The sequence below is a fragment of the Microbacterium sp. genome, from assembly GCF_035277845.1.
Lineage (GTDB): Bacteria > Actinomycetota > Actinomycetes > Actinomycetales > Microbacteriaceae > Microbacterium.
In genome coordinates this window covers 1-5,078 of sequence record NZ_DATEJS010000240.1, presented here as the reverse complement: position 1 = coordinate 5,078, position 5,078 = coordinate 1, and the positions used below count along the sequence as shown (strand labels likewise).

Genomic DNA, 5,078 nt, shown 5'->3' with positions numbered 1-5,078 from the left:
GCATCCCACCCCGACTTCGCCGCGAAGGCGCCGTTGTTCCCGGACGTGATGTCGCGGAACCCCGCGGCCGTCGCCGAGGCCGATGCCCCCGCGTACAGCTTCGGCTGCAGCAGCCCGACCGGGCTGCCGGTCGACTGTACGATGCGCGCGATGAGCGCGGCCCACAGCGGCGCGACCGCGCTCGTTCCGCCGAACACCTGGTCCGCGCCGTCCACCCGCACCTGGTAGCCGGTCTGCGGGTCGGCGTCGCCGGCGACATCCGGGACCCCGCGCCCGGCGAACCCGGATGCCGCCGCCGGCACGCCGACCGCGTTCTGCCACGACGGCGTCGCGAACACGTCGCTGACCCCGCCGCCGGTCGCCCCGCCGCTCGCCCCGTCGTTCCACACCTTCTCGGACGAGATCGCGGTGCCCGAGCCGCGCAGGCTCGTGCCGCCGCAGGCGAGGGCGTGCGGGCTGGAGGCCGGGAAGTCCACGTGGGATGCCCCGTCGGATGCCCCGTCGCTGCTGCCGTTGTCGCCTGCCGCCGCGGTCACCGTCGCACCGATCCCGACCGCATCCACGAACGCGCTGTCGAGCGCGGTGCGGGCCTGCGCTGTCCAGGCATCCTCGCTCTGCCCCCAGCTGATGCTGATGGCGTCCGGCGTCGGCGTCGCGTGCGCGGCCTGGGTGACCGCGTCGATGAACCCGGCATCCGTGTTCGGGGCGAAGTAGACGACGATGTCCGCCGCCGGGGCGAGCGCCCCGATCACCTCGATGTCGAGCAGCACCTCCCCGTCGGCGCCGTTCGGGTCGGTGCCGCCGCCGTTCGACGCGCCGTCCACGCCGACCGAGGTCACGTTCGGCGTCGCCAGGCCGAGCCCGGAGAAGTACTCGTCGAGGTCCGACTGCGCGTACCCGCCGCCCAGCTCGATGATCGCGATCGTGCGGCCCGTGCCGTCCGTGCCGGCCGGGAAGTCGTAGAGCGCGCCGATCTGCACCGGGGTGTAGCTCACGGCCGCGGCCGCCGCGGGAGCGGCATCCGGCAACTTCCGGAAGTGCGCGCGCGCCTGCGGGCGGTCGTCGAGACCGAGCACGGCGGTCACCCGGCCGTGCAGCTCGTCCGGCACGGTGAGCGCTCCGGTGCGCTGGCGGAACGTGGTGCTCCCGTCGCTGACCTGCTGCAGGTCCGCACCGAACAGCGTGCGCATGACGCTCGCCGCGGCCCGGATGCGCATCAGTCGTGTGCCGAGGTCGACGCCGAGCACCTCGGCTCCGGCATCCTCCACCGCGGCCTGCACCGCGACCACGTCGTCGGGATCGGCGCCGTACCGCTGCACGAACTCGTCGCGGGGAATCGGATGCGCGAGCACCTCGTCGGGAACCTCGGCCCGCCGTCGCAGCACGAGCGTCGCGTCGATCTGCTGGTCGGGATGCACCGGACCCGTGACGGATCCGCCGAGGATCGCCTCGCGCTCGCTGCCGGGGAGGTGGTTGCCGCTGCCTTCGGAGATGGGGGTCATGCATCCGGAGTACACCCTGACCCGCCGTCGCGACAGCGGCCCCGCCGCGCTCTGCGGGCATCCACCGGCGAGCTTGTGCGAACACGCCGTCAGGGGTTCCGGATGTCGGATGCCGGGACGAGGATAGGGCGCATCCGTTCAGCACGAGGGGCACGCGCATGTCACCGTTCAGCAGAACCACCCGCCGGGGCATCGTCGCCGGCGTCGTCGCAGCCGTCGTCGGCGTGGTCGCCGTCACCGTGACCGTGGTCGGTCTCACCGGTCATCGTGCGCCCGCGCCGTCCGCCCCGCTGCCGACCGCGGCGCAGCGGACGGCGGCGACCCAGCCGGCGACGACGAGCCCCGCGACGACGAGCCCGGCGACGATCACCACGACGCCGATCAAGCACCTCGTCGTCATCTACGACGAGAACGTCAGCTACGACCACTACTTCGGCACGTATCCGAAGGCGGCGAACACCGGCGGCACGCGCTTCACGGCCGCCTCCGGGACCCCCTCGAACAACAACCTCGTCACGTCGGGCAAGCTCACGCACAACCCGAACCTGTACCCGCCGAAGCGCCTCGCGCCGAGCCAGGCCGTGACCTGCGACCAGGACCACCTCTACACGCCCGAGCAGCGCGCCGAAGACGGCGGCAGGATGGACCTCTTCGTGCAGAACACCACGGGATCGGCCTGCGGCGGCTCCCCGGCGGGACTGGTGATGGACTACTTCGACGGCAACGCCGTCACGGGACTCTGGAACTACGCGCAGCAGTACGCCATGTCGGACAACTCGTGGGATGCCGTGTTCGGCCCGTCGAGCCCCGGAGCGGTCAACCTCGTCGCCGGGCAGACGCACGGCTTCGCGGCGGTGAACCCCGCGACGCTGCAGCCCGTCGCCGCGAACAGCATCATCCGCACCGATTCGCACGGCGTCGGCACGATGATCGGCGACCTCGACCCCGCCTACGACGACTGCTCCGACGCGAACCGCACGAACAGCAACCCGGTCGACCTGTCGACCGGCACGAACATCGGCGAGCTGCTCAACGCGAAGGGGGTCACCTGGGGCTGGTTCCAGGGCGGATTCCGGCCCACGGCCCACTCCGGCACGCGGGCGATCTGCGGGTCCTCCCACGTCAACATCGGCGGCGCGCGGGTCGGCGACTACATCCCGCACCACGACCCGTTCCAGTACTACAAGGCGACCGCGAACCCGCACCACCTCACCGCGACGTCGGTCGCGATGATCGGTCACAGCGATCGGGCCAACCACCAGTACGACCTGCGCGACTTCACCGCGGCGCTGGATGCCGGCAACCTCCCCGCGGTCAGCTTCGTGAAGGCATCCGGGTACCAGGACGGACACGCAGGGTTCTCGGACCCGATCGACGAACAGCACTTCCTGGTGAACGAGATCAACGCGCTGCAGCGCTCGAAGTTCTGGGCGTCGACCGCCGTCGTCATCGCGTACGACGACTCCGACGGCTGGTACGACCACGCCGCCCCCACCATCACGAACTCGTCGCACAGCTACCACGACATGGCGATCTGCGCCGGGTCGAGCGCGCCGATGCTGGGCGGCTTACAGGGACGCTGCGGCCCCAGCCAGAGGCTGCCGATGCTCGTCATCTCGCCCTGGGCGAAGTCGAACGCCATCGCGCACACCGTCGTCACGCAGCCGTCGATCCTGCGGTTCATCGAGGACAACTGGCGCACCGGCCGCATCGGCGGCGGGTCGTTCGACGCGAGCGCCGGCTCGCTGCTGCCGATGCTGAACCTCACCGCGACCAGCGGCAAACGGGTGCTGCTGTACGCCAACGGGTCGGTGGCCTCGATCACCCGGATCGCGCTCACCCGGTGACGAGGCGGTACCCCATGCCCTGTTCGGTGAGCAGGAACCGGGGGTCTGCGGCATCCGGCTCGAGCTTCTTGCGCAGCTGCGACATGTACAGGCGCAGGTAGCCGCTGTCGGCGACCTGGTCGGTGCCCCAGATCTCCTTCAGCAGGGACTGCCGGGTCACGAGCGACCCGGGGTTGCGGGCCAGGAACTCGAGCATCTTCCACTCGGTGGGGGTCATGTGCACGCGCACCCCCGACCGGGTGACCGCGCGCGCGGCCAGGTCGACGCAGACATCCCCGAACCGTACGACGGCCTCGCCGGCATCCGCGGGCGCGGCCGCCCGCCGCACGAGGGCCCGCAGCCGGGCGAGCAGCTCGTCGATCTGGAACGGCTTCGTGACGTAGTCGTCGGCACCGGCATCCAGCGCGTCCACCTTGTCGGCCGACCCGGTGCGGCCCGACACGACGATGATCGGCACCTGGGTCCAGCCGCGCAGCGCGTGGATCACCTCGACCCCGTCGAGCTTCGGCATCCCGAGGTCCAGCAGCACCAGGTCGGGTTTGGATGCCGCCGCCAGCGCGATCGTGGCCGCCCCGTCGGGGGCCGCGACGATGTCGTACCCGTGCGCGGCGAGCGTGATCCGCAGCGCCCGCACCAGCTGCGGATCGTCGTCGGCGACCAGGATCTTCATGCGTGCTCCTCGGGGACGGTCGGGCTTCCCGGCGGCGCGGATCCGCTGACCGCCAGGGCGATCACCATCGTCAGCCCGCCGCCGGGGGTGTCCTCCGGGGTGAGCGTGCCGCCCATGCCCTCGGTGAACCCCTTCGACAGGGCGAGCCCGAGGCCGAGCCCGGTGGTGTTGTCGGTGTCGCCGAGCCGCTGGAACGGGGCGAAGATGTCGTCGCGGCGCCCGGGCTCGACGCCCGGCCCGCGGTCCACGATGCGGATCTCGGCGGTGCCGCCGAGGCGCGAGGTCGAGATGCGCACGCGCGCGCCCTCGGGGGAGTGCCGCAGGGCGTTGGCGAGCACGTTCACCACCACCCGCTGCAGCAGCACCGGGTCGGCGTCGATCGACGGCAGGTCCGCATCGAGCCCGAACTCGAGCTGCGCGGGACCGAGCCGCAGCTCGTCGACGGCGGCGAGGATGACCCCGGCGGCATCCGTCGGGCGCAGCGACACGGCCAGCACGCCCGCCTGCACGCGGCTGACGTCGAGCAGGTCGGTGACGAGCGTGGACAGCATCCGGAGGCTCTCGTCGGCCGTCGCGAGCAGTTCCGCGCGGTCGTCGGGTGAGAGGGATGCCCCGGCGGTGCGCAGTCCGCCGACGGATGCCACCGCCGCGGCGAGCGGGCGCCGCAGGTCGTGCGACACGGCCGACAGCAGCGCGGTGCGCACCTGGTCGGCTTCGGCGAGGGCGTCGACCTCGCGGGCCGTCTCGCTGAGGTCGGTGTGCTCGAGCGCGGCTCCGAGCTGGGCGGCGATGACGTCGAGCAGACGGCGCTCGCCGGCATCCAGCGCCCCGCCGTGCAGCTCGAGCACCGCGCGCGGGGTGCCGTCCACGCTGCCGACGGGCACCCGCTCCACGGTCTCGGGCGGCGGATGCCGGGGATTCGGCGGCATGTCCGGTGGTGAGGTGCGGGGATTCGCCCCGATTTCGGGTGCCGGTGCAGCATCCGGCCCGACATCCGCCGGACTCTCCGAATCTCCACCCGCGCTACCCGCGCCCCCGGCCGCCGCGGGTTCGCCGTCT

At 72.3% G+C, this 5,078-nt stretch carries 3 protein-coding genes and 1 pseudogene; 1 reads left to right on the top strand and 3 read right to left on the bottom strand.

Annotated elements, in window-relative coordinates:
* A partial coding sequence (locus VJR25_RS10490) for a S53 family peptidase (RefSeq protein ID WP_324114918.1) occupies positions 1–1,502 on the bottom strand: 1,502 nt, incomplete at its 3' end.
* A 158-nt stretch (positions 1,503–1,660) separates the two neighbouring features.
* Here VJR25_RS10490 and VJR25_RS10485 point away from each other — a divergent pair.
* On the top strand, positions 1,661–3,349 hold the full coding sequence (locus VJR25_RS10485; RefSeq protein WP_324114917.1) for an alkaline phosphatase family protein: 1,689 nt from the start codon (positions 1,661–1,663) through the stop codon (positions 3,347–3,349).
* Here the strand turns inward: VJR25_RS10485 and VJR25_RS10480 are convergent.
* Both VJR25_RS10480 and VJR25_RS10475 read right to left on the bottom strand, forming a co-directional pair.
* The gene (locus VJR25_RS10480) at positions 3,339–4,019 is read right to left on the bottom strand and encodes a response regulator transcription factor (RefSeq protein WP_324114916.1); all 681 of its coding nucleotides are present in this window, start codon (positions 4,017–4,019) and stop codon (positions 3,339–3,341) included. The genes VJR25_RS10485 and VJR25_RS10480 overlap by 11 nt on opposite strands.
* Positions 4,016–4,903 (bottom strand): annotated as a pseudogene (locus tag VJR25_RS10475) (sensor histidine kinase); the annotation flags it as partial. The gene VJR25_RS10480 and the pseudogene VJR25_RS10475, both read right to left, overlap by 4 nt.
* Positions 4,904–5,078: the final 175 nt, after the last annotated feature.